General features: G+C 66.8%; 17 protein-coding genes. 14 read left to right on the top strand and 3 right to left on the bottom strand.

What is annotated here, in order from left to right:
• Positions 1-15 precede the first annotated feature (15 nt).
• Complete coding sequence (locus BoBH3_RS01345) at positions 16-1239, bottom strand: glycosyltransferase (RefSeq protein WP_262328954.1); 1224 nt, start codon at positions 1237-1239, stop codon at positions 16-18.
• Positions 1188-1802: a MarR family transcriptional regulator gene (locus BoBH3_RS01340; RefSeq protein WP_262328953.1), complete on the bottom strand. Its 615-nt coding sequence runs from the start codon at positions 1800-1802 to the stop codon at positions 1188-1190. Before BoBH3_RS01340 ends, BoBH3_RS01345 begins: the two co-directional genes overlap by 52 nt.
• A gap of 320 nt (positions 1803-2122) precedes the next feature.
• Here BoBH3_RS01340 and BoBH3_RS01335 point away from each other — a divergent pair, with 320 nt between their 5' ends.
• The 14 genes from BoBH3_RS01335 (at position 2123) to BoBH3_RS01270 (ending at position 20355) form a co-directional block, all read left to right on the top strand.
• Positions 2123-3904 (top strand): type I secretion system permease/ATPase, encoded by a 1782-nt coding sequence (locus tag BoBH3_RS01335; RefSeq protein ID WP_262328952.1) that lies wholly within the window; start codon positions 2123-2125, stop codon positions 3902-3904.
• Complete coding sequence (locus BoBH3_RS01330; protein ID WP_262328951.1) at positions 3901-5256, top strand: HlyD family type I secretion periplasmic adaptor subunit; 1356 nt, start codon at positions 3901-3903, stop codon at positions 5254-5256. Before BoBH3_RS01335 ends, BoBH3_RS01330 begins: the two co-directional genes overlap by 4 nt.
• A 298-nt stretch (positions 5257-5554) precedes the next feature.
• Positions 5555-6349 carry a calcium-binding protein gene (locus tag BoBH3_RS01325; protein WP_262329647.1) on the top strand — a complete coding sequence of 265 codons (795 nt, stop codon included), beginning with the start codon at positions 5555-5557 and terminating at the stop codon, positions 6347-6349.
• 214 nt (positions 6350-6563) lie between these two features.
• Positions 6564-8870 (top strand): glycosyltransferase, encoded by a 2307-nt coding sequence (locus BoBH3_RS01320; protein WP_262328950.1) that lies wholly within the window; start codon positions 6564-6566, stop codon positions 8868-8870.
• Positions 8867-9721, top strand: coding sequence for a class I SAM-dependent methyltransferase (locus BoBH3_RS01315; protein ID WP_262328949.1), 855 nt, complete (start codon positions 8867-8869; stop codon positions 9719-9721). The genes BoBH3_RS01320 and BoBH3_RS01315 overlap by 4 nt, the downstream gene beginning before the upstream one ends.
• Positions 9718-10965: a glycosyltransferase family 4 protein gene (locus BoBH3_RS01310; protein WP_262328948.1), complete on the top strand. Its 1248-nt coding sequence runs from the start codon at positions 9718-9720 to the stop codon at positions 10963-10965. The genes BoBH3_RS01315 and BoBH3_RS01310 overlap by 4 nt, the downstream gene beginning before the upstream one ends.
• Positions 10962-11711 (top strand): hypothetical protein, encoded by a 750-nt coding sequence (locus BoBH3_RS01305; protein WP_262328947.1) that lies wholly within the window; start codon positions 10962-10964, stop codon positions 11709-11711. The genes BoBH3_RS01310 and BoBH3_RS01305 overlap by 4 nt, the downstream gene beginning before the upstream one ends.
• Positions 11712-11715: 4 nt before the next feature.
• Complete coding sequence (locus BoBH3_RS01300; protein WP_262328946.1) at positions 11716-13902, top strand: glycosyltransferase family 2 protein; 2187 nt, start codon at positions 11716-11718, stop codon at positions 13900-13902.
• A 3-nt stretch (positions 13903-13905) separates the two neighbouring features.
• Positions 13906-15210, top strand: coding sequence for a glycosyltransferase family 4 protein (locus BoBH3_RS01295; protein WP_262328945.1), 1305 nt, complete (start codon positions 13906-13908; stop codon positions 15208-15210).
• Between the two features lie 26 nt (positions 15211-15236).
• On the top strand, positions 15237-16418 hold the full coding sequence (locus tag BoBH3_RS01290; RefSeq protein ID WP_262328944.1) for a polysaccharide pyruvyl transferase family protein: 1182 nt from the start codon (positions 15237-15239) through the stop codon (positions 16416-16418).
• The gene (locus BoBH3_RS01285) at positions 16415-17605 is read left to right on the top strand and encodes a hypothetical protein (protein ID WP_262328943.1); all 1191 of its coding nucleotides are present in this window, start codon (positions 16415-16417) and stop codon (positions 17603-17605) included. The genes BoBH3_RS01290 and BoBH3_RS01285 overlap by 4 nt, the downstream gene beginning before the upstream one ends.
• Positions 17602-19059 carry a polysaccharide pyruvyl transferase family protein gene (locus BoBH3_RS01280; RefSeq protein ID WP_262328942.1) on the top strand — a complete coding sequence of 486 codons (1458 nt, stop codon included), beginning with the start codon at positions 17602-17604 and terminating at the stop codon, positions 19057-19059. Before BoBH3_RS01285 ends, BoBH3_RS01280 begins: the two co-directional genes overlap by 4 nt.
• Before the next feature lie 20 nt (positions 19060-19079).
• Complete coding sequence (locus BoBH3_RS01275; RefSeq protein ID WP_262328941.1) at positions 19080-19943, top strand: glycosyltransferase family 2 protein; 864 nt, start codon at positions 19080-19082, stop codon at positions 19941-19943.
• A gap of 88 nt (positions 19944-20031) precedes the next feature.
• Positions 20032-20355, top strand: a complete 324-nt coding sequence (locus BoBH3_RS01270) for a hypothetical protein (protein ID WP_262328940.1) — start codon at positions 20032-20034, stop codon at positions 20353-20355.
• Between the two features lie 25 nt (positions 20356-20380).
• On the opposite strand, the gene BoBH3_RS01265 is transcribed toward BoBH3_RS01270, so the two are convergent.
• Positions 20381-20620 carry a DUF2934 domain-containing protein gene (locus BoBH3_RS01265; RefSeq protein WP_262328939.1) on the bottom strand — a complete coding sequence of 80 codons (240 nt, stop codon included), beginning with the start codon at positions 20618-20620 and terminating at the stop codon, positions 20381-20383.
• Between the last annotated feature and the right edge of the window lie 3 nt (positions 20621-20623).

Raw genomic sequence — 20623 nt, 5'->3', positions numbered from 1 at the left:
TAACGGACGCCCTGCCTAGGCCGCGTTCTCCCGATAACCCAGCCGGGCGATCCAGCTCATCTGTCGGTCGACGCAGCGGGCGCTGTCGTAGTTGGCCATCACGGTCTCCCGCGCGGCCTCACGGAGGGAGCGAAGGCGCGGGCCATGGCGATAGGCTTCCTCGATCCGGCGCGCCAGTGCGGCCTCGTCATGGAAGGGTGCGAGCAGCCCATTGAGCCCATCGCGAATCACCTCCCTGACCGGTGCCGTATCCGAGCCGACGATGAGGCAGCCGCATGCCATCGCCTCCAGCATCGACCAGGACAGCACGAAGGGCACGCTGAGATAGACATGGGCGGCCGAGACCTGGAACAGGCGAATCAGGTCGTCATGGGCGAGCCAGGGAATATGGACGAGGCGATCCGCCAGCCCGGCCTCGCCGAAGCCGGTCTCGGCCAACATGGCTTCGCGCCAGCCGCGCCCGTCCTCCCGCGGGCGACCATAGCCTGGCCCGTCCCCGCCGACCGCAACGAAGATCAGCTCCGGATGGCGCGCCGCAAGGATGGCTGCCGCCCGCATGAACTGCGGATAGCCGCGATAGGGGTCGAGATCGCGCGCCGCGAAGGTGATGACGGGTGAGCGCGGGGTGAGCCTGCGGCCGTCGGGCAGGGTGAAGCTCGCCTGCGGGTCGGGGCGGCAGAAATCGGTATCGATTCCGTCATGGCAGACCGCAATGCGCGGGCGGTAAGGCGGAGGATATTGCTGGCGCTGCCAATGCGTCGGGGCATAGGCCGCGTCGAGCGTGTCGAGCGCGAGAAGCTGCGCGGCATTGCGCATGCGGATGCGCTGGCGCTCGGCATCGGGCACCGGCGCGGAAAGGCCGAAATCCAGGTCGGAGCCGACGCTGCGATAGTAATATTCGCAGTAGCCGATCAGTGCGGCGTCGGGCAGCGCATCGCGCGCGAAGGTGAGCCCGCCCCAGCCGATATGCCCGAGCACGACGTCGGGCGGATCGCTGGTGCGCAGCTGCGCCATCTGGCGCGCGACGGCTTCGGCCGTGCGCAGGTGATAGTCGGTCGCGGCCAGCGCCGGATGCTGCGTCGAAGGTTCGGCCACCGCATAGGCGAGCTGCCGCACCCCCGGCTGTTCCGGCGCCGGACGCTCGGTGATCAACGTGACCTCGTCACCCTGGGCGACGAGGCCCCCGATCAGAGCAGCGAATTGACCAGATCCTGCGCGATGAACGAATAGGACATGCATGATGCAACCACGATCCCGCCGTAGCGCAGCGAATCGTTCCACCAGAGTTCGAGCCGACGCAGCGTGTCGTGCGTCGTCAGCAGATCGGCCTCATGGCCGTTTTCGGCGCGGGGGCCGAAGTGGCTCGTCTCGTCGAGCAGGCGCAGCTTCTCGCAGAGCATCTGGCCCTTGAGGGAGAGCGAGATGCGCGCCAGCCGGCGATCCCGCGGCGACGCGCTGCGCTCCAGATAGCCGCTCTCGACGAGCTGCTTGAGGTTATAGGACGCGTTGGAGCCGCCATAATGTCCGCGGTCCAGGAGGTCCCGGACCGCGATCTCGCCCTGCCCGATCGTGAGCAGGACCATCACCTGGGACGGTGAGATGTCGTCGATGCCGAGCTTCCCGAGTTCGAGCCGCAGATAGTCCAGAAAGCGCCGGCTCACCCGTTCGATCACGCGCGCCAGATCGAACGGCGAGACCCTTCGATCCGGGGTGTCGTCGATCTCGCCGGCTCCATTGGCTCGATGATGGCCATTCAGGGATTCGCCTGTGAATTGCTCGCCGCCATGCAATTTGAAGTGCATCCTCTACCCCGCCTGGTCGAAAATTAGCCAAATCACCCCTGATACCCTTCTCTACATTGAGCCTATAGGCAAAGCACATGCCAACAAAATTGACTCATGTATAAGATTGTAGCAATCCCCAAATTATCTAGAATTGTTTCGAAATTCAAAATAGCTCATATTTCTGCCTCATTTGCTTCGATCCGAAGAAGTGATCTATCATTCTAATCTGTCATAATCTTGACACTCCAGATATGTCACCTTCTTCATGCCAGTGCGTACAGGTTTTTGGTGCCGTTACGGCACCTCCTACGCAAGCGATCTCACCCTCGGAGGCCTGAATGAAGGCAGTTAAGCCTGCGTCCGACGTATTGATCCGGGATCTGCAGCGATCTTTCGTCGGCGGCCTCGGCTACGCGGCTTTCCTCAGCCTGTGCGTGAACCTGCTGCTGCTGACGGTTCCGCTGTTCATGATGCAGGTGCAGGACAGGGTCATCGTCAGCCACAGCCTGGACACGCTGACGATGCTGCTCGTCATCGGGCTGGGGGCGCTGGCGCTCTATGGCACGATCGAGTTCATCCGCTCCCTGACCTTCCAGACCATGGCGAGCATCTTCGCGCGCCGGCTCAACCTGCCGGCCCTTCAGGCTGCGGTCAGTGCCTCGCTCGAACAGGGTTCCGGCCAGGCGACGCAGGCGATCCGGGACCTCAACGACATCCGCTATTTCATCGCGAGCTCCGCCATCGCGACGCCGCTCGAGGCGGCCTGGTCGCCGATCTTCCTGGCGGTCCTCTTCGCGCTGCACCCGGTCTATGGGCTCGTCGGTGTCGTCTCGTTGATCATCCTGCTGCTCCTCGGTGCGCTCTCGGACATGCTGACCCGGCGTGTCTTGAAGGAGGCCAACGAGGCCGGCGTCGCCAGCATCAACGAGGTCGGCGCGAGCCTGCGCCATGCCGAGACGATCGAGGCCATGGGTATGCTGCCGGCGCTGGCGCGGCGCTGGCGCGGGCAGCAGCTCGCGATGATCGAGCAACTCGACATGGGCACGCGCCGCGGCAAGTTCATTGCGGCGCTGACGCGTTCCTCGCGCATGACGATGCAGCTTGCCGTCTACTCGACCGGCGCAGTGCTGATCATCCGCAACGAGGTGTCTGCCGGCTCGCTGATGGCGGCGAGCATCCTGCTCGGGCGCCTGCTCGCGCCGTTCGATTCGATGATCGGCGACTGGCGGCAGTGGATCCTGGCCGCCACCGCCTGGAAGCGTGTGCGCGAGCTCGTGCTCGCCCGGAGCTCCCAGCGCCAGACCGTGCCGACGCCACCCTGTCAGGGCGACCTCGTGGTGGACCGGGTGGTCTTCGCGCCGCCGGGCCAGGAGCAGACCGTCATCAAGAGCGTCTCGTTCTCTCTGGAGCCCGGCGATGTGCTCGGCGTCGTCGGCCCCTCGGGCGCGGGCAAGTCGACACTGGCGCGGCTGCTCGTCGGTGTCCTCAAGCCCAATGTCGGCGGCGTCTATCTCGATGGCCACAGCACCTTCCTGTGGGAGCGCGGCTCCTTCGGCGCGATGGTCGGTTACCTGCCGCAATCGGTCTCGCTGCTGAACGGCACCATCGCTGAGAACATCGCCCGCATGCGGGACCCCGATCCCCACGCCATCCTGGAAGCGGCGCGCATCGCCGGCGTGCACGAGCTGATCGGCCGGCTGCCGCTCGGCTACGACACCAATGTCAATGACGGCGACTTCAAGCTCTCGGGCGGGCAGAGGCAGCGCATCGGCTTGGCGCGGGCGCTTTATGGCATGCCGCGCCTGATCGTCCTCGACGAGCCGAACGCCAATCTCGATGCCGAGGGCGAGCAGAGCCTGATTCGCGCCGTCGCGGCGGCCCGCGAGACCGGGGCGATCGTGGTGCTGATCGCGCATCGGCCTTCGGTGATGCAGGTCGTCGACAAGCTTCTCGTGCTGCGCGATGGCCGCGTCCAGCAATTCGGGCCGCGTGCGGCGATCGCAGGGATGATCACGCCGAGCGGGCGGGTCGAGATCGAGCCGGCGGCTGCCGAGGCGGCCGGGTCGACCGGAGGCAAGCCCATGTCCGCTGCGGCGCAGCTTCGCGGAGGTGCCGCATGACCGGGCGTTCCCTCATCAAGCGACCGGAGCAGGCGCTCGTCGTCCTGCACGAGCCGATGGAGCAGGAGGAGCGGACTCCGAGCCTGCGCAGCCTGGTGCTGGCGGGTGTCGCGGCGATCGGCGTCGGCTTCGGCGGCTTCGGCGCCTGGGCGGTCACGGCCCGGCTCGACAATGCGGCGGTGGCCAGCGGCACCATTGCGGTCGACAGCAAGCGCAAGACCGTCAGCCATCTCGAGGGCGGTATCCTCAAGACGCTGTTGAAGGCCGAGGGCGAGCGCGTCGCCAAGGACGAGCCGCTCCTGCAGCTGGAAGATGCGCGCGCCCGCGCCGAGCTTCAGCAGCTTCAGGCCAAGCGCGTCGGACTCGAGGCGAAGCTGGCTCGCCTCTGGGCCGAGCAGTCCAGCGCGAAGGAGGTCGATTTTCCTGACGATATCGAGCGGGGCGAGACGGCGATCGTGCGCGCCGTACTGCGTGCGGAGCGCACGCTGTTCAAGTCCCGCGCCGAGGTTCAGGGCGGGAAGGTCCAGATCCAGCAGCACGTCATCGAGCAGAACAAGGCGGAGTCCGACGCGCTGGCGGCACAGATCGAGGCCACACAGCGGCAGCGCTCGCTGATCGACGACGAGGTCAAAATCCTCGCCGACCTCTACGAGAAGCGCTACGCCAAGCGCAGCCAGCTCGTCGAGCTGCAGACCAAGCAGAGCGAATTGTCCGGCCGGGCCGGGGAGTTCGCCGCGCGCAAGGCCAAGGCCGAACAGTCCGTCGCTGCCGCCAATCTGGAGATCCTGTCGATCGGCCTGGAGCGGCAGAGCGAGATCGCGGGCGACATCCAGGAATCGCAGCTCATGCTCTCCGAAGTTCGCGAGCGCATCGTGCAGGCGCAGGATGTCCTGCGCCGACTCGTCGTCGTCTCGCCGCAGGAGGGCATCGTCGCCAATATCCGGATGAGGACCGCCGGAAGCGTGATCGCGGCGGGCGAGGCGATCCTCGACATCGTGCCGGAGAACGAGCCGCTGGTGGTCGAGGCGAAAGTCGATCCGCGCGACATCGACGTGGTGCGGGTCGGCGCCGGCACGCGTGTGCGGCTCACCGCCTTCAACACCAGGCTGCTGCCTCCGCTGGAGGCGAAGGTGACCTATGTCGCGCCGGACCAGCTCGTCGACGAGAAGACGGGCATTCCCTATTTCGTGGTGCGCGCCGAGATCGATCCGGCGAGCCTGCGCGATTACAAGGTCACGCTCCATGCCGGCATGACGGCCGAGGTCATGATCGTCAATGGCGCGCGCCGGGCGGTCGACTATCTCCTCGCCCCGTTCACCGACAGCTTCAACCGCGCCTTCCGCGAGGATTGAGGAAGCCCGTCGGTAGCGCGTCGTTTGCGGTGAGATCGCACCGTTTGATCCAATACTTCGATTTTGAAAATACATTCGTCCGAATATCAATAGAATAGCCTTTTGAAATAAAGACTAAATTGTGTTGCATCGCAAAATCATCACAATAAATATCTTGCTGCGCCGCACTAACTGAGTAATTCTAGCGATGTCGAGCGGCATCATTCTCTGTAATGCTGTCGGAACCGTTCCTGGATTTTTGATTCCGCGGCTGCGCCGTCGGAGGGCTCCGGGTTCATCAGATCGCAAGGAGGTGTTCATGGCGACAATCGAAGGAAGTGCATTCGACGACTTTTTGATTGGAAGTCGCTTCAGTGACGTGATTCTCGCCGGCGCGGGGGACGACATCGTCCGCGGTGGCGATCAGGTCGATTCGCTGTTCGGCGAGGAGGGTGACGATCTCCTCTATGGCGATGGGGGCAACGATGCCCTCTTCGGTGGCGAAGGCGACGACGCCCTGTTCGGCGGGCTGGGCGACGATGTGCTCTCCGGCGATGAGGGTGACGACGCCCTGTTCGGCGGCGAGGGCAACGATGTCCTGACCGGCGGCCTCGGTGACGACATCCTGCGCGGCAATGCCGGGGATGACATCCTCATCGGCGGCGAGGGTAACGACATCCTCCAGGGTGGCCCGGGTGATGACATCCTCCAGGGCGGCGCTGGCGACGACATCCTGCAGGGCGGCGACGGTGCCGACATCCTTCAGGGCGGCGCCGGAGCCGATGTCCTCCAGGGCGGCGCGGGCGATGACATGCTCTTCGGTGGCGCTGGCGACGACATCCTGCAGGGTGGCGGCGGCGCCGACACCTTCGTCTTCACCGGTGGCGGCGGCAACGACGTCGTGCTCGATTTCGAGGCGGGCTCGGACCTGCTGCAGATCTCGTCCGACATCAACGGCACGGGCGTGGCCTCGGCCGAGGACGTCGCCGCGCGTGCGTCCAACGTCGGCGGCAACGCGGTCGTGGATCTCGGCAATGGCGACACGCTGACCCTCGTCGGCGTGACGGCCGAAGACATCCAGGCCGATCCGAACAGCTACTTCACGGTGGCCTGATCGCTCTAAGCCGGCTCCATCCGCCGCGCCGCAAGCGGCCGGAGGGTGGAGCAGGCCGAAAGCCAAGACCCTTGGGGTGCGCTCATCCCCCGCCCACCCGTCGAGCGCGCGCCAGGGGGCGCCGGCCCGCTATCGGCCGGCGCCACTCCTTCGAAATGCCGGAAGGACGCCCGCGAAGCGGGATCGTCCGCAGACAACGCCCGAAGGAATACGGATGTTCGCACCCGCCCCCGCCACCATGGCGGCCGCCGCCTCTGCCCAGCAGCCGCCGGCCCAGCTCGAGCTGCACCGCCTCGGCGGCTCGGTCTTCCTGCTGTGCTGGACGCTGGAGGCCTCGCCCTTCGGCAAGCCTTCGATCGCGCTGACCGGCGGCGGGCGTCGCCTCGCGGCGGCTTCGGTTTCGCTGCGATTGCGCGACGGGCGCGAGCGGCTCGCCGTCGCCTTCCGTTCCTCGGGGGACATGATCACGGCGGCACTGGCGGAGCATGCTCCGCAGGGCAACGTCACGGCGAGCTTTGACCCGACCCTCGTTCACGGCGCGGCGGATCCGACCGAGATTCTGCGGGAGCTGGCGCCCGAGGCGCGGCTGACGCTGGCGAATGCGCTGCTGGGCTCGTGGCCGCCCCTGTTCGGACTCGGCGCCATTCCGAGCTATCTCTCGTTTCTGCGCCAGTTCCTGCTGGCGCTCTTCCCGAAGCCGGGCGCGATGCAGCCGGCGGCGGCCCTCGTCGAAGGCCGCTGGCTGTTCGAGACCATCGCTCCTGCCGATTTCGGCTCCTTTCGTGCAGCCACGCGCCTCGATGCGGCGGGCCTGTCTCGCCTGAATGCGCCGGCAAGGCTCGGCCAGGCGGACCGCAGCGGCAAACGCGAGCTTCATGTCGTATTGGACGCGCCGCCGGCGCGCGGCGGCGGCCTCCTGATCCTGCAGGGCGAGCGCGGGCTCGTCCTTCGTACGCTGCCGGGACGGCAGGGCGCGCCTTCGCTTGGCCGCTGGTGGGCGGGCAAGGCCGCGAGTCGCGACGGTCTGCGCAACTGGCTCGTCGAACAGCTCGCGAGCCTGTCCGACCAGGGCCGCCTGTTGGCTATCGAGATGCAACGGCGCGTGCCGCTCGCGGTCCAGCATGTGCGCCGCAAGGACGATCTCCCGGCCGCGGAACTCGACATGGCGCTGTGCAATCGCGCCGGCCTGCTGATCGGTGGGTGGCTGCGTGATCCCGATGATCTGCTGGAGGAAGTGCTGCTGCACCGGGGGCAGGGCGAGCCCGTGCCGATGCTGGCCAGGCTGCAGCGCTTCCCTGTACGACTGCCCACGGGCGAGGACGGCGAGACGCGGGCCGCCACGGGCTTCGCGGCGCTCGCGCCGGACTACGCGGCCGGCGCCCCGGTGCTGCAGCCGCGCTGCGAGATCAGGCTCAAATCCGGCACGACGCTGACGCTGCGCCCCGGCGTTCAGCCGGCCGACGCGTCCACCATCCGGGCGCGGGCGCTCTCGGCGATCCCGCCGCAGTATCTCACCGCCCAGATGCTGGAGACGACGCTCGCCCCGGTGCTGGCCGCCTGCCAGGAAGAGCTGCGCGAGAACCGCTCCGAGCCCGAGGTAAAGGATTATGGGCGCAGGCCCGCGCGACCGAAAGTCTCGGTCGTGATCCCGCTCTACCGCGTCTACGATTTTCTGCGGGTGCAGGTCGCGGCCTTCGCCGGCGACCCGTGGTTCGTCGAGAATGCCGAGCTGATCTATGTGCTCGATTCCCCCGAGCACGCGGCCGAGGTCGCGCATCTGCTTGGCGGGCTCTATCTCGCCTACGGACTGCCGATGCGGCTGGCGGTGATGCGCCGCAATGGCGGCTTCTCGGCTGCCTGCAATGCTGGCGCGCGGCAGGCACGCGGACTGGTTCTGGCGATGGTCAATTCGGACGTGATCCCGTCCGAGAATGGCTGGCTCGGTGCGTTGATCGCGAGGTTGGACAGACGCGGTCGCGTCGGCGCCGTCGGTCCCAAGCTCGTTTATGACGATGGCTCGCTGCAGCATGCCGGGCTGTTCTTCAAGCGCGACAGTAAAGGCACCTGGCTCAACCATCATTACTTCAAGGGCATGCCTTCCAGCTATGCGCCGGCCAATGTCGAGCGGCCGGTGCCGGGCGTCACGGGCGCCTGCATCGTGATGCCGCGCGCGCTGTTCCACGATCTCGGCGGCTTCGACGAGACCTATGTGATCGGCGACTACGAGGACAGTGACCTCTGCCTCAAGGTCCGGCGTGCGGGCTTCGGCATCATCTACGCGCCGGAGGTTTCGCTCTATCATCTCGAACGGCAATCGATCTCTCGCAGCGCGGATTACATGCGCGGTGCCGCCTCCCAGCATAATTCCTGGCTGCAGACGAAGCGCTGGGATGCCCAGATCGACGCGCTGATGCTGGCTTTCGAGACCTCCGCTGCGACGGAGCCGGCGCTGGAAGCGCCCGCGTCCGAGGAGGCCAACCCCATTCCCCGCTTCAACTTCGGAAGGGCGACCGCGGCATGAGCGCCATGACGGCCATCGACATGACAGCCCCGAGACAGGCCGCACCGCAGCCCGTGCCGGCGCCCCCGCCGCTCGCGCCGCCGGGGCCGGATTTCGACTGGCTCCTTGCGGCGGTCCAGACCAACCGATTCATGCCGCATCCGCCCCCGGATTCGATCTTCGTCGGCGATGGCGACTATCGCGCGATCGGCGCCGAGTTCCTCGGCCATTTCGTCCGCATCGGGCGGCTGCAGCGGCATGAGCGCGTCTTCGACATCGGCTGCGGCATCGGCCGCATGGCGGTGCCGCTGACGCAGTATCTGGATCCCGCGCGTGGCAGCTATGATGGCGTCGACCCCGTGATGGACGGCATCCTCTGGTGCGCCCAGACCATCACGCCGGCCTATCCGCGTTTCCGCTTCCAGCGGCTCGACATCGCGCACCCGCTCTACAATCCGCAGGGTTCGCTGCCCGGCATCGAAGTCCGCTTCGGTTTCGCCAATGGCAGCTTCGATTTCATCACCATGACCTCGGTGGCGACGCATCTGCCGCCGGATGAGCTCGTCGTCTATCTGCAGGAGGCTTCGCGCCTGCTCGCGCCGGGCGGACGGCTCTTCCTCACCGCCTTCGCCATCGATCAGAAGACCGGGCAGGAGCGTCTTTCCTTCAAGCGCTGGCAGGACGGGCCGGGTTGGTATGCCATCGACGAGGCGCCGCTCGCCGCGGCCGGCATCGACTCCACCTTCCTGCTGGAGCAGGCGACCGAGGCCGGACTTGCCGTCGAGGCGCTGCGTCCGGGCCATTGGCGCGGCATCAGCGCGGCGCACTATCAGGACGTGCTGCTGGCCGTGAAGCCGGGGGGCGCCCGATGACGCGCCGCATCCTCGTCGTTGCCCATAATCATCCTGAGCTGCATCCCGGCGGCACCGAGATCTTCGCGCATGATCTCGCGGGCGCCTATCGCGAGCAGGGCTGCGAGGTGCTCTTTCTCGGTGCGACCAATGCGATCCATCGCCAGCCCCATCCGGGCACGGCGCTGCAAGCGGCGGGCGACGACGTGCTGCTCTGGAGCGGGCATTTCGACCGCTTCCATCTCAGCCAGATCGATCATTACGGCACGCTGCAGGATCTCGGGACGCTGCTGTCCGAGTTCCGGCCGGATGTGATCCATATCCATCATCTCGTGCTGATCGGCGCCGAGTTCCTGACGCTGGCGCGCCGGCTCCTGCCGGACGTCTCGATCGTGATGACGCTGCACGACTACTATTCGATCTGCCATCATGACGGGCTGATGGTGCGGCCGGGCGACCGACAGCGCTGCACGGGTGCCTCGCCCGGCGCCTGCCATGGCTGCTTCCCCGAGATCGGCTCGGACCGCTTCCTGCTGCGCGAGCGCTTCCTGAAGACGCATCTGGCGGTGGTCGATCGTTTCGTCTCGCCGAGCCGGTTCCTGCGCCAGCGCTATGTCGACTGGGGCCTCCCGGCGGAGAGGATCGAGGTCATCTCAAACGCCCGCCCGGCGCGGGAGGCGGTGGCTCACCGGCCGGCGAGCGGTCGGCGCGGCCGCTTCGGCTATTTCGGCAATCTCAACCCGTGGAAGGGCGTGCTGCCGCTGCTGCAGGCGGCTAAGCTGCTCGCGGCCTCCGGCGAGGAGGATTTCTCGCTGCGCATCCATGGCGGCGCGCCGTTCCAGGCCGAGAGCTTCACCACGGCGCTCGACGCTGCGCTCGCGACAGCCAGCGGCCATGTCAGCCATAGCGGCCCCTATTCCCGCGAGGATGTGCCGGCGCTGATGGCGGAGGTCGATTGGGTGGTGATGCCCTCGATCTGGTGGGAAAACGCGCCGCTGGTCATCCAGGAAGCCTTCCAGCATCGCCGCCCGCTGATCGTCAGCAATATCGGCGGCATGGCCGAGATGGTCCGCGACGAGGTCGATGGGCTGCATGTCCGGCCGGGCGACCCCGCCGCGCTCGCCCGCGCGATGCGTCGCGCCATGGACGAGGCCGGGCTCTGGCAGCGCCTCGTCCATGGCATCGCCGAACAGCCGTCGCTGGCGGAATGCGCCGGCCGGCATCTCACCCTCTTCGATAGCCTCAGGCTCAGGGAGGCCGCATGACGACAGCCCAACAGCAGGAAACTGCAATCCGCCTGCCGAACGTCAATCCGTCTCGGCTGAACGGCCGCGTCGATGCCATCGACGGCAGCCGCCTGCATGGCTGGATCTGGGACGAGACGCGTCCCGACCAGGCTATGGCGGTGAAGCTCTATCGCGACGGCGAGCTCGTCGGCGAGACCAAAGCGGATCAGAGCCGCATCGACCTGCGCCGCAATGGCATCGGCGACGGCCGGCACGCCTTTTCCATGGAGCTCGACGAGGCGCTGCTGGCGGCCCGCGGCCGGCTCACGGTCATCGGTGTCTCGCCGGAGACCGGCGCGGAACTCGAGCTGCGCCTGCCGGCGGCGGACGAGCTCGCGGCGGAGGCGGCGATCGCGGTGCCGCTCGCGCGCTTCTTCGACAAGGTCGAGGTGCTGATCGCGCTCAATCGACGCGGCCAGCTGGCGCAGAAGGAACTCAGCGAGAAGCTCGACCGGATCGCCGCGCGGCTGGAGGACAATCATGCCCTCGCCGAGGCGGCGAAGATGGATGCCGAGCAGACGAGCGAGATCGCGCGGCGTCTCGGAGAGCTCGACGTCTTCCAGCTTCGTTTCGACGGCACGCTGCGCGCCTTCGACGAGCGGCTCGTCCTGATGCGCAAGGAGGCGCGCGCCCCGCTCAGGCAGGTGACGCTCATCCTCGGTTTCCTCTCCGGGCTCGCGGCGGCGATGTCCTTCGTCACGCTCGCCGTGACGCTGTGGAGCTAGCGACATGAGCCAGGTCATCGTTCCGGAGATGACGGCGATCAGCCCTGCGCCGACCGTGGCCTGGACGCCGCTCGGCGAGAACGCGATCCTGATCATGAGCGCCTGCGACGCCATCCCGGCCAAGGTGCCGGTCGCGGTCGACGGCAATCCGCGCAACCGCGCCCAGACGATGGTGCTGAGCTGGCGCCGAGCGGGAGCCGAGGCTTCCGTCGCAACGGGATTCCTGTGCCTCGCGCCCGCGCCCTCGGCTGACAGAGCCGGCAGTGGTGCGCTGCTGATCGGGCGCCCCGGCCGGCCGCTCCGGCTCATTCTCGCGCCCAAGCCGCTGCCGTTGCAGGCCTTCCTGTCGGAACTCGCCGAGGAGGCAGGGCAGGCCTTCCCGAGCGTGGTCGACGGGCTGCTCGAAGTGCTGCTCAGCGGCGCGCCGAATCCGCGGCGGCTGCGGGCCGTGTCGATGCTGCTGCAGACGGTGGCGCGACCGGGCGGCTTCGTCGAGGTGATGGGCTCGCTCGATGGCGACGGCATCTTCCTGCAGGGCTGGACTTCCCATTTCGCCGCCGGGCGCGTCAGCCTGCTGATCGCCCATGGCGGGCTCTCATCGGCCCATCTCGAAGCCGGGACCTTCGAGCGGGACGATCTCGGCGAGGGCGCGCGCGGCTTTTTCGGCCTGCTCGAGGATTGCCGTGCCCAGCATCCGAGCGAGCTTGAGCGCCTCTATTTCCGCGGCAGCGACGGTTGGCGGGCGCTGGAGGTCTACGAGCGCTATGTGCTGCTGGAGCCGATCACGGTTCCGGGGCATCTGCGCGACGGGCTGAAGCGCGGCAGCGCCCCGCAGGCGACCAGCGACAAGCTGCGCCGCGCCTCGCAGCGTTTCGACGGGCGCGACACGGTCTGTCTGCTGAATGAGCCGGTGCGCGCCGGCATTGACGCCGCGACCATCGTCGACGATACCGGCGTGCTGATCATTGGCTGGCTGTTCGATCCCGAGCGCAAGGTCGATGCGGTGACGCTGCGCAGTGGCAGCCAATCCTGCGCCATTGACCGCCTCTGGACGCGGGTGCAGCGGCCGGACGTGACCGCGGCCTTCATGGAGGATCCGCGTTTCGGCCCGGCTCTGGCGTCGCGCCGGAACAGCCATGGCTTCATTGTTTTCGCACCGAAGCTCGTGCCGGAGGCCGGCCAGCCGCTTTACCTCACCTTCGATGTTCAGGGCACGGGGCCTGCGTTCCTGCCGCTCGAAGCCAATCGTGGCCAGGCGCGGCGCAGCCTCGAGCGTATCCTCGGCCTGCTCGATCCGCGCTCGGCGACCGCGAGCGCCGTCGTCGAGCGTCAGATCGCGCCGGCGTTGCAGGCGGCGGAGATCGCGCCACCGCGAGCGGCCGAAACCGTCGATGTCGGCGCCTTCGAGGCGGAGGCCCCGCTGGGCCTCGTTATCGGCCTCGACCATCGGCCCCGCGAGCTCTCGGCACTCTTCGCCTTGCTGGCGATGGACCCGGAGGTCCGGCCATTGCCGATCGTGCTGGCCGCGCCATCCGAGAGCTTCGACCGGGTCGGGGCAGAGGCGCGGCGGCTCGCTCGCTTCTATCGGCTGTCGGTCAGGCTCGTCGCTGTCGAAGGCGTCGAGGATGCCTGCGATGCGATGGAGGCGGGCGTCAGGGCCTGCCGCTTCCAGACCGTGGCGCTGCTGTCCGGTGTGACGCAGATCCGCATGCCGGGTTGGCTCGGCCGCCTGGAGCGGGCCTATCGCGCTCGTGGTGGCCAATGCGTAGCCAGCCCGACGCTCCTCTTCGAGGACAATTCCATCCGCTGGGCAGGTGCCTGGCTGGAAGGCGAGGGGCAGAACCGGCGCATCGCCAATCGTTTCGTCGGCTATCCACTCGATGCGATCGGCAATCTCGGGCCGATGGAAGTCGCGGCCGGCGCCAGCGAATGCTGCGTGCTCTCGCGCGCGGCCTTCATCGAGGCCGGCGGCTTCGCACGCAACTACTTCACGACCGCCGAAAAGGGGCTCGACCTTTGCCTCAAGCTCAGGATGCAGGGCGCGCCCTCGATCTGGGTGCCGGAGGTCGAGGTCTACGCGGTCGATGACGGGGAGGCGGCTGCCGCTCCCGTCGCTGCGCTTGCGCAATTCGCCGACCGGACCAGCTTCGACCGGCGCTGGGCGCTCGCCATTTCCAACATGAAGGGCTGAGGAATGCGCGTTCTCGTCATATCCCATGGCCATCCGTCGCTCTCGCTGGGCGGGGCCGAAGTCGCCTCATACAACCTGCACAAGGGGTTGCAGGCCTGCGAGGGCATCGACACCCACTACCTCGCCCGCGTCGGTGCGCCGACGCAGCGCCATGCCGGGACGGCGCTGATGAGCCTGCGCCAGCGCGGCGGCGAGCTGCTCTACTACGCCGAGGAATACGACCACTTCCTGATCTCGAACCGCGCGACGGAGGAGATCGACCGCGACTTCCTGCGCGTGTTGCAGGACCTGAAGCCCGACGTGGTGCATTTCCACCATTTCATCGGGCTCGGCCTGGAATGCCTCTTCACGGTGCGCGACGCGCTGCCGGAGGCGCGGATCGTCGTGACCTTCCATGAGTATCTCTCGATCTGTCACCACCACGGCCAGATGGTGAAGACCGGCGCCTTCAAGCTCTGCTACCGGGCCTCGCCGACCGATTGCAACGGCTGCTTCCCGGACATTTCGCCGGCGCGTTTCCTCGCGCGCGAGACCTTCGTGCGCGGCATGCTGGGGCTGGCAGATCATTTTGTCTCGCCGAGCCATTTCCTCACCAGTCGCTATGTCGACTGGGGCTTGAGCGCCGAGCGCTTCTCGATGATCGAGAACGGCATCGACGTGGCCGAGGCCGCTCCGCCGCGGCCGCTGCCGGACGCCAAGGCACGGCGCTCGCGCTTCGCCTATTTCGGCCAGTTGACGCCCTACAAGGGCGCCGACGTGCTGATCGACGCGGTGACGCGCATTCCCGATTCTGTCTGGGGCGAGGATTCGATCCTGCTGGTCTATGGCGGCAATCTCGAGCGCCAGCCTCAGGCCTATCAGGACAAGTTCGCGGAACTGGTCGAGCGGGCAGGGCGCCGGGTGCGCTTCTGCGGCGCCTTCCAGAACCACGAGATGCCGAACCTCATGCGCTCCGTGGACTGGGTGGTGATGCCCTCGGTCTGGTGGGAGAACTCGCCGATCGTGATCCAGGAGGCCTTCTTCCACGGCAGGCCGATCCTGGCGAGCAATCTCGGCGGCATGGCCGAGAAGATCACCGACGAGGTCGATGGGCTGCATTTCCGCTCCGGCAGCCCGGAGGATCTCGTCGACTGCATGGTCAGGGCGCTGACCGAGCCAAAGCTATGGGACCGGCTGCGTGACGGCATCAAGCGCCCGATGAGCCATGTCGAATGCGCACAGACCCATCTCGAACTCTACCGCCGGCTGATCGCCGAACGCCGACAAGCTCAGCCGGCACGGCGCGACGCCGCGGCGATGAGCGCCTGAACCATAACAACAGGGGAGACCAGACTATGGCCCGCATCCTCGTCATCAGCCCCTCCGGGGAGGTCTATGACCACGACAATGTGCGCTGGTATCGCTACGCCGATCTCGCCAGCCATATCGACCACTACCACAACATCGGCGACGCCTTCGTCTTCGATTCCTCGCTGAAGCTGCTCAATTTCGAGAAGCTCGACGAGCTGCCGATCGCCCATATCGATCCGGCCATGATCGACCGGCTCAACGCCGAGTACGACTACGTCTTCCTGCGCGGCTCGAACTATATCCACGCGCAGATGAACTGGTCGAAGGCGGCCGATGTGCTGCGCCGGTTGAAGCTGCCGGTCATCGCCTTCGGCATCGGTGCGCAGGCGCCGGTCAGCGGCAAGCTGGAGCTCAGCGAGGAGACCAAGACGGTCCTGAAGCTGATCTCGGATTCCACCGCCTCGCTCGGCGTGCGCGGCACCTACTCGGCCGAGGTGCTGAACGATCTCGGCATCCGCAATGTCCGCATCATCGGCTGCCCGACCGCGTTCCGGAACAACAATCCCGACCTCGCCATCCGCCTGCCGCCGCTTGAGCAGGTGAAGACGGCGGGCGTGACGCTGCGGCGCGAGGTGTCCAAGACCTATGCGCAGGACATCAAGCGCTATCTCACCTTCCACCGCTCGCTGGTGAAGGCGATGGCGGACCGCTTCGAGGTCACGCTGATGTCGCAGGGCGAAGTCGAGGAAAAGAAGCTCGCGCTCGGAACACCCGAGCAGAAGGCGCAGGCCATGGCGGCTTTGCGCGACAACGCCTGGGCGCGCGACTGGTATCTCGATGAGCAGGTCGAGGGCCTTTACCAGAGCCGCATGTTCTATTCCGACGTGGTCGCGGAATATGAGCGGCTGGTGCGCGGGCTCGACCTCGTGCTCGGCTATCGGCTGCACGGCAACCTGATGGCGCTCGCCAACGGCACGCCCTCGATCTACTTCACCTATGACAGCCGCACGGTGGAGTTCGCGGACACCTTCCAGATCCCGAGCGTCGACGTCTTCGGCGGCCAGGATTTCCGACTGGAAGATTACTGGGAGCAGTCCCGCTTCGACCGCTTCAACGCAGCCTATGCCCGCGTCTACGGGCAGATGCGGGACTTCCTCGTCGAAAACCGCGTCGACAACAAGATGGCGGGCCGCGCGGCGGCGGAGCCGGCGCGGAAGGTGGCATGAGGGTGGCCCGCAGGAGCTGGGTCGGCGCAGCGTCGCTTCTCGCGACGCTGCTGCTGTCGGCCACCTTCGCGGCCGCGGCGAAGAAGCCGGGCTATCGGCTGGAGCTGGCGCCCGCCGCGCAGGAGGAAACCGTCTACGCCTGGTCGAAGGAGCGCTGCGAGGAATGGCACATCCCGGATGCGCCGCTGCGTGCCTTCCGGGACGACAAGGGCGAGGTCGTGGCCTTTGCCAGCCACCACCGGAACCGGCCGCTGATCGGTGCGGCGCTCGACCGGATCGCCACGACCTGCTCGATCTCCTTCGAGGCCAAGAATAGCCCGGAGCCGAGCGAGTTCAGCGACATGAGCTGGATCGCTGCGACCTGGACGCCGAACGGCCGCGATGTCTTCGCGCTGATGCATCATGAGTATCATGCCGACCGGCATCCCGGCGCCTGCCGCTTCAAGGACGGCATGAGCTGCTGGTACAATGTCGTGACGGAAGCCCGCTCGCGCGACGGCGGCCGCAGCTTCACCTCTGACGAACCGCCGGTTCTGGTCGCCGCGCCGACCTTCAAGCAGGATGTGGGGCAGGGGCGGCATCGCGGCTTCTTCAACCCTTCCAACATCGTCGAGAAGGACGGCGCCTGGTATGCGCTGATCGCGACGACCGGCGGTGAAGGTCAGAAGGGCGGCACCTGCCTCTATCGGACGACCGACATCAAGGATCCGCAGGGCTGGCGCGCTTTCGATGGCAAGGACTTCACCATCCGCGCCGTGGACCCCTATCGCGAGGACACGGCCCAGGCGCAGCCCTGCCAGCCGCTCAAGGTGATGCCGACGGTGGTGGGTTCGGTCACACGGCATGAGGCGAGCGGGCTCTGGCTCGCGATCTTCCATCTCGGGCCGGATCCGAAGCAGGGCATCGAAGGCGGCCGCGTCGCCTATAGCTGGTCGAAGGACCTGATCGACTGGTCGCCGCTGCAGACCCTGCTCACCCATCCGACGATGTGGAGCAAGGATTGCGGCGACAGCGTGCGCTACTCCTACGGCGCCGTCGCCGACCCGGGCTCGCCCTCCCGCAACTTCGAGACGACCGGCGACGAGCCTTACCTCTTCATGACGAAGATGCATGTGGCCGACTGCAAGATGGGCCCACAGCGCGACCTCGTCCGGATCAAGCTCCGTATCGTGAAAGAGACGCCATGAACGCGCCCTTGCATCAATTCTCCGCCGGGCAGGCGGTGCAGCCCATGAAGATCCTGCGCGCCACCACGCAGGAGGTCGTCGTGCTGGTCGTCCGCGAGGCGGGCGCCGGCTGGCCCTCCCTGCAACTGCTGATCGACGGGCAGGATTACGCCACGATCCATCCCGGCAGCCTGATCGAGGGGGATGCGACAGTCGCCGAGATCGCGATCCCGCTGCCGGCGCTGCCGGAGGGGCGGCTGCGTGCGATCGCGGTCGCCGATGCGCGCACGGGAGCGCTGGCGCCGGGCTCGCTGCTGCGCCCGGTCGCGACCGCGCGGAACCTGCGCGCGCTGGTGATCTATCCGGCCGGCGAGGTCTATGAGCACGACAAGGTGCGCTGGTATCGCGCGCCGATGGAGAAGCTGCTCTCCGACTACTTCAACATCGGCGACATGATCGTCTTCGACTCGACGCTCAAGCTGCTGCGCTACGCGCATCTCGAGCCGATGAAGATCATGAACCCCACCGACGCCGATATCGCGCGCTATGCCGAGGAGTTCGACTTCGTCTTCGTGCGCGGCTCGAACTTCATCCACGAGAAGATGGAGTGGTTCCGGGCTATCGAGGTTCTGGAGAAGGTGAAGCTGCCGGTCTACGCCATCGGCGTCGGGGCGCAGGCGAGCCAGAATCGCGACATCGAGTTGTCGGAGAGTTCGAAGCGCTTCTGGCAGATCGTGGCGGATCGCTCGGCCGCTATCGGCGTGCGAGGCGCCTTCAGCGCCGAGACGCTCCGGCGCAACGGCATCGGCAATGTCGAGGTGGTCGGCTGCCCCTCGATCTTCCGCACCCGCAACCGCGATCTCCATATCCGCGTGCCGGACCAGCGTGACATCCGCAAGGTCGCGTTCAGCCTGCGTCGCGAGGCCGACAGGAGCTATACGGCCGACCCTGAGGCTTATCTGCGCAACCAGCGCGCGGCGTTGCTGAAGGTCGACAGCCAAAGCGAGATGGTGATGTCCTCCCATGGCGAGCAGGAGGAGAAAGCCTTCTTCCTGCGCGACGAGGCTGCCAAGGAGAAGGCGGTCGCCGAGTTCGTCCATACCGGCTGGTGGAATGGGCCGGACGATGCCGCGATGCGGCGCATCTACGAGAAGCAGCTCTTCTCCTTCTTCGATGTCGAGCATTACGACCACTTCTCACAGGGGCTCGATCTTGCGGTCGGCTATCGCGTCCATGGCGTGCTGCCGGCGGTTGCCCATGGCGTGCCAGGCGTGCTCGTCGCCTATGACACGCGCAGCCAGGAACTGGCCGAGACGCTGAAGATACCCGTCGTGCCGGAGTCGGCGCTGGCCGAGGGCGGCTGGCGCGCGGTCTACAAGGAGACCGCGCTCAAGGGGCTCGCGACGTCCTATGCCGCCTCCTACGACCGGATGAGAGGCTTCCTCGACCGCAACGGCGTGCCGCACCGGATGTAGCTGCCGGGAAAGGCCTGCGCATGAAAAAGGTTGCCGTGGTGACGATGCAGTACAACGAGGCGTTCTACGTCTCGCGCTGGATCGATTATTACGCCCGGCTCGTCGGCCGGGAGAACCTCTATGTCGTCGACCACGATAGCGACGAGGAGGTTCGGGAGGCGCTCGAGGGCGTCAGCGTGGTGCGCTATCCGCGCTCGGCGCTGGACGACCAGGAGCGCGCGCGCTTCGTCTCGAAATTCGTCTCGGCACTGCTCGAGCTCTATGAGACGGTGATCTATTCCGATTGCGACGAGTTCGTCAGCCACGATCCGCGCCGCTTCGCCAGCTTCGGCGACTGGCTCGACGGTACTGACTTCGAGTACTCGACCTGCGTCGGATTCAACGTCATGACGATGCTGGGGGAAGAGAATGCCGTCCTGCTGGACGGGCAGGACGTCCTGCAGCAGCGGGGCCATGTCCGCTTTGTTTCGCCGATGTGCAAGACGCTGGTCGTGCGCAAGCCGATCCGCTGGGGCGGCGGCTTCCACCACGCCAACCAGCCGCCACATTTCAACGGCGGCTACCTCTTCCACCTCAAATATGCCGATCTTGGCGAGCGCATGCGCCGGCAGGCGCTGACCCGCGGCCTCGATTTCGCCCAGGCGGATCAGGGCCACCACCAGCGCAGCAGCGATCTCGCGCTGGTCAACCTCTATCGCTCCTTCGGCGATCTGGAGCGAACGGATTGGGAGGACGGGGCGATCGAGCAGCATTGCCAGACGTTCCTCGACCGCGTCCGACCCTCAGAGAGAGGCGGCGATGTCGGGACGATGTACGTCGCCCCGCTCGATATCGCAGGTCGCGAGGTGTTCCGCCTACCCGAGAGCTTCCGCGCGCTGTTCTAGGTGGATTCCGAGGGGGTTTTTGGGCGTGAGCCGGCTAACTTCTTCATCAGGGTTGCGTGTTCGGCTCCGGCACTGCAAAAATGCGCGCATGAACCGAATCGCGAAAACCGCGGGTGTGGCTGGGCTGCTGATGGCGGGCACACTGCTGGCCGGCTGCGGCAGGCTGTCGATGGAGGTGCCCCCGGCTCCGCCGCCGCAGTCCATGCCGGCGACGCAGATCGCACCGGGCAAGCGGATCGTGCGCGACGGCAACGAACTCGTTCTTCCCGATGGGACGCGCGTTCCCACAGATGCCCGCGGCGGATTCACCCTTCCGAATGGCGATTATGTCGCGCGCGACGCCAATGGCGCGCTCGTGTTGCCCACGGGCGCGCGCTGCTTGCCCGATCCGGGCGGCTATGTCTGCCCCTGACGCCGTCAGGGCGTGACGCGCGGATTCAGTGCTGCGGCGTTCTCATCTTGGTGCCAGTATCTGCAGCCTGTTGGCGTCTGCCGTCCCTGCCCTCGGTATCGTCGGGCAGGACGTGGTTGTGGCTGCGATAGGCCCAGAGCTCCTTGGCGGCATCCCAGTGCTCGCGGTCGCGCCCCTCGGGCCGGCCGTCCTTTTCCCACAACTCATGGGCGATCTTCCTGATCTCGCGCTGGGACTTCTCGTCCAGCATATCCCGCTGCTGCATGTT

This window comes from Allobosea sp. BH3, from assembly GCF_025499465.1.
Lineage (GTDB): Bacteria > Pseudomonadota > Alphaproteobacteria > Rhizobiales > Beijerinckiaceae > Allobosea.
The sequence above is the reverse complement of the archived record's forward strand: the minus strand, read 5'-3'. Positions and strand labels throughout refer to the sequence as shown.